Genomic DNA, 3,152 nt, shown 5'->3' on the forward strand with positions numbered 1-3,152 from the left:
CGAGAAGCTTGCCGCGGGACCGCGTAGACGCCCTGTTGGACCCCGGCTCGCCCTTCCTGGAGCTGGCCCCGCTGGCCGCCGACGGCCTCTACGACGACCAGGCCCCCGCCGCCGGCGTCATCGCCGGCATCGGCCGGGTCTCCGGGCGTGAGGTGGTCGTCGTCGCCAACGACGCCACCGTCAAGGGCGGCACCTACTACCCGATGACGGTCAAGAAGCACCTCCGCGCCCAGGAGGTGGCCCTGGAGAACCGCCTGCCCTGCCTGTACCTGGTGGACTCCGGCGGCGCCTTCCTCCCGATGCAGGACGAGGTCTTCCCCGACCGCGAGCACTTCGGGCGCATCTTCTACAACCAGGCCCGCATGTCGGGGGCCGGCATCCCGCAGATCGCCGCTGTGCTCGGCTCCTGCACCGCGGGCGGCGCCTACGTGCCGGCGATGAGCGACGAGGCCGTCATCGTCCGCGGCCAGGGCACCATCTTCCTCGGCGGGCCGCCGCTGGTGAAGGCAGCCACCGGCGAGGTCGTCACCGCCGAGGAACTCGGCGGCGGCGAGGTGCACTCCCGGGTCTCCGGCGTCACCGACCACCTCGCCGAGGACGACGCGCACGCGCTGCGCATCGTCCGCGGCATCGTCGGCACGCTGCCCAGGCGCGGGCCGCTGCCGTGGTCGGTGCGGCCGGTGGAGGAGCCGGCCGTTGACCCGGCCGGCCTCTACGGCGCGGTGCCCGCGGACTCCCGCACCCCCTACGACGTGCGCGAGGTCATCGCCCGCCTCACCGACGGCTCCCGCTTCCAGGAGTTCAAGGCCGAGTTCGGCACCACGCTCGTCACCGGCTTCGCGCACCTGCACGGCCACCCGGTGGGCATCGTCGCCAACAACGGCATCCTGTTCTCCGAGTCCGCCCAGAAGGGCGCGCACTTCATCGAGCTGTGCGACCAGCGCGGCATCCCGCTGCTGTTCCTCCAGAACATCTCCGGCTTCATGGTCGGCCGCGACTACGAGGCCGGCGGCATCGCCAAGCACGGGGCCAAGATGGTCACCGCCGTCGCCTGCACCCGGGTGCCGAAGCTGACGGTCGTCATCGGCGGCAGCTACGGCGCGGGCAACTACTCGATGTGCGGCCGGGCCTACTCGCCGCGCTTCCTGTGGATGTGGCCCAACGCCAAGATCTCCGTGATGGGCGGCGAGCAGGCCGCCTCGGTCCTCGCCACCGTCAAGCGCGACCAGCTCGCCGCCCGCGGTGAGGAGTGGCCGACCGAGGCCGAGGAGGCCTTCAAGGCGCCCGTGCGGGAGCAGTACGAGACGCAGGGCAACGCCTACTACGCCACCGCCCGCCTGTGGGACGACGGCGTCATCGACCCGCTGCAGACCCGCACCGTGCTGGGTCTGGCCCTGACCGCCTGTGCCAACGCCCCGCTGGGTGAGCCCGGCTTCGGCGTCTTCCGGATGTGAGGGACCGCTTTGAGGATGTTCGACACCGTACTGATCGCCAACCGCGGTGAGATCGCCGTGCGGGTCATCCGCACGCTGCGGGAACTGGGCGTGCGCTCGGTCGCCGTGTACAGCGACGCCGACGCGGGCGCCCGGCACGTCCGGGAGGCCGACGAGGCCGTGCGCATCGGCCCGCCGCCCGCCGCGGAGAGCTACCTGCACATCCCGGCGCTGCTGGACGCCGCCGCCCGCACCGGGGCGCAGGCCGTGCACCCCGGCTACGGCTTCCTCGCCGAGAACGCCGCCTTCGCCCGGGCCGTGACCGACGCCGGGCTGGCCTTCATCGGCCCGTCCGCCGACGCCATCGAGCTGATGGGCGACAAGATCCGGGCCAAGGAGACGGTGGCCGCCGCCGGTGTGCCCGTGGTGCCCGGCTCGTCGGGCAGCACCCTCGACGACCCCCGGCTGGAGGAGGCCGCCCGCCGCATCGGCATGCCGGTGCTGCTCAAGCCGTCCGCGGGCGGCGGCGGCAAGGGCATGCGGCTGGTGCACGACGCCGACCGGCTCGCGGAGGAGATCGCCGCCGCCCGCCGCACCGCCCGCGGCGCCTTCGGCGACGACACCCTGCTGGTGGAACGCTGGATCGAGGGACCCCGGCACATCGAGATCCAGGTGCTCACCGACGACCACGGCAACGTCGTGCACCTCGGTGAGCGCGAGTGCTCGCTCCAGCGCCGCCACCAGAAGATCATCGAGGAGGCGCCGAGCCCGCTGCTGGACGAGGCGACCCGCGCCGCCATGGGCGAGGCCGCCGTCAACGCGGCCCGCTCCTGCGGCTACCGCGGCGCCGGCACCGTCGAGTTCATCGTGCCCGGCGACGACCCGGGCGCCTACTGCTTCATGGAGATGAACACCCGCCTCCAGGTCGAGCACCCCGTCACCGAACTGATCACCGGCATCGACCTCGTCGAGTGGCAGCTGCGGGTCGCGGCCGGTGAGGAACTGCCCTTCGGGCAGCGGGACATCCGCCTCGACGGCCACGCCGTGGAGGCCAGGATCTGCGCCGAGACGGCGCGGGTCACCGGGGACGGCGTGGACTTCCTGCCGTCGGCCGGCACCGTGCGGCTGCTGGCCGAGCCGAGCGGGCCCGGCATCCGGGTGGACTCCGGGCTGACCACCGGCACCGAGGTCGGCACCACCTACGACCCGATGCTGGCCAAGGTCATCGCGCACGGCCCGGACCGCCCCACCGCGCTGCGCCGGCTGCGGACCGCGCTGTCGGCCACCACGGTCCTCGGCCTCGACACCAACACGGCCTTCCTGCGCGCCCTGCTCGCCCACCCCGCGGTGGCCGAGGGGCGGCTCGACACCGGCCTGGTGGACCGCGACGCCGCCTCCCTCGTGCCGCCTGCCGTCCCCGACGAGGTGTACACGGCGGTCGCGCTGCTGCGCACCGCCGAGGCCGCCGAGCCGCCCTCGGGCTGGACCGATCCGTTCTCCGTGCCGTCCGGCTGGCGGCTCGGCGACGAACCCGCCTGGACGGTGCACCGCCTGCAACTGCCCGGCCACGACCCGGTGGCGGTACGGGTCAGAGGGCTGCCAGAGAACGCCGAGGTCGCGGTCGGGGACGCCGAACCGGTGGCCGCCCGGCTCACCGCCGCCGGCCCCGGCACGGTGCGCCTGCACCGGGACGGCGCCACCACCGCCTTCCGCCACGCG

Annotated in this window: 2 protein-coding genes; both read left to right on the forward strand. The window is 74.0% G+C overall.

Annotated elements, in window-relative coordinates:
• On the forward strand, positions 1 to 1,454 hold a 1,454-nt coding region (locus ACYVE9_RS20560), incomplete at its 5' end, for a carboxyl transferase domain-containing protein (RefSeq protein WP_461029361.1).
• Between the two features lie 15 nt (positions 1,455 to 1,469).
• Positions 1,470 to 3,152 (forward strand): acetyl-CoA carboxylase biotin carboxylase subunit (locus ACYVE9_RS20565; RefSeq protein ID WP_461029362.1); only part of this gene is annotated, 1,683 nt, incomplete at its 3' end.

The sequence above is a fragment of the Streptomyces sparsus genome, assembly GCF_054776295.1.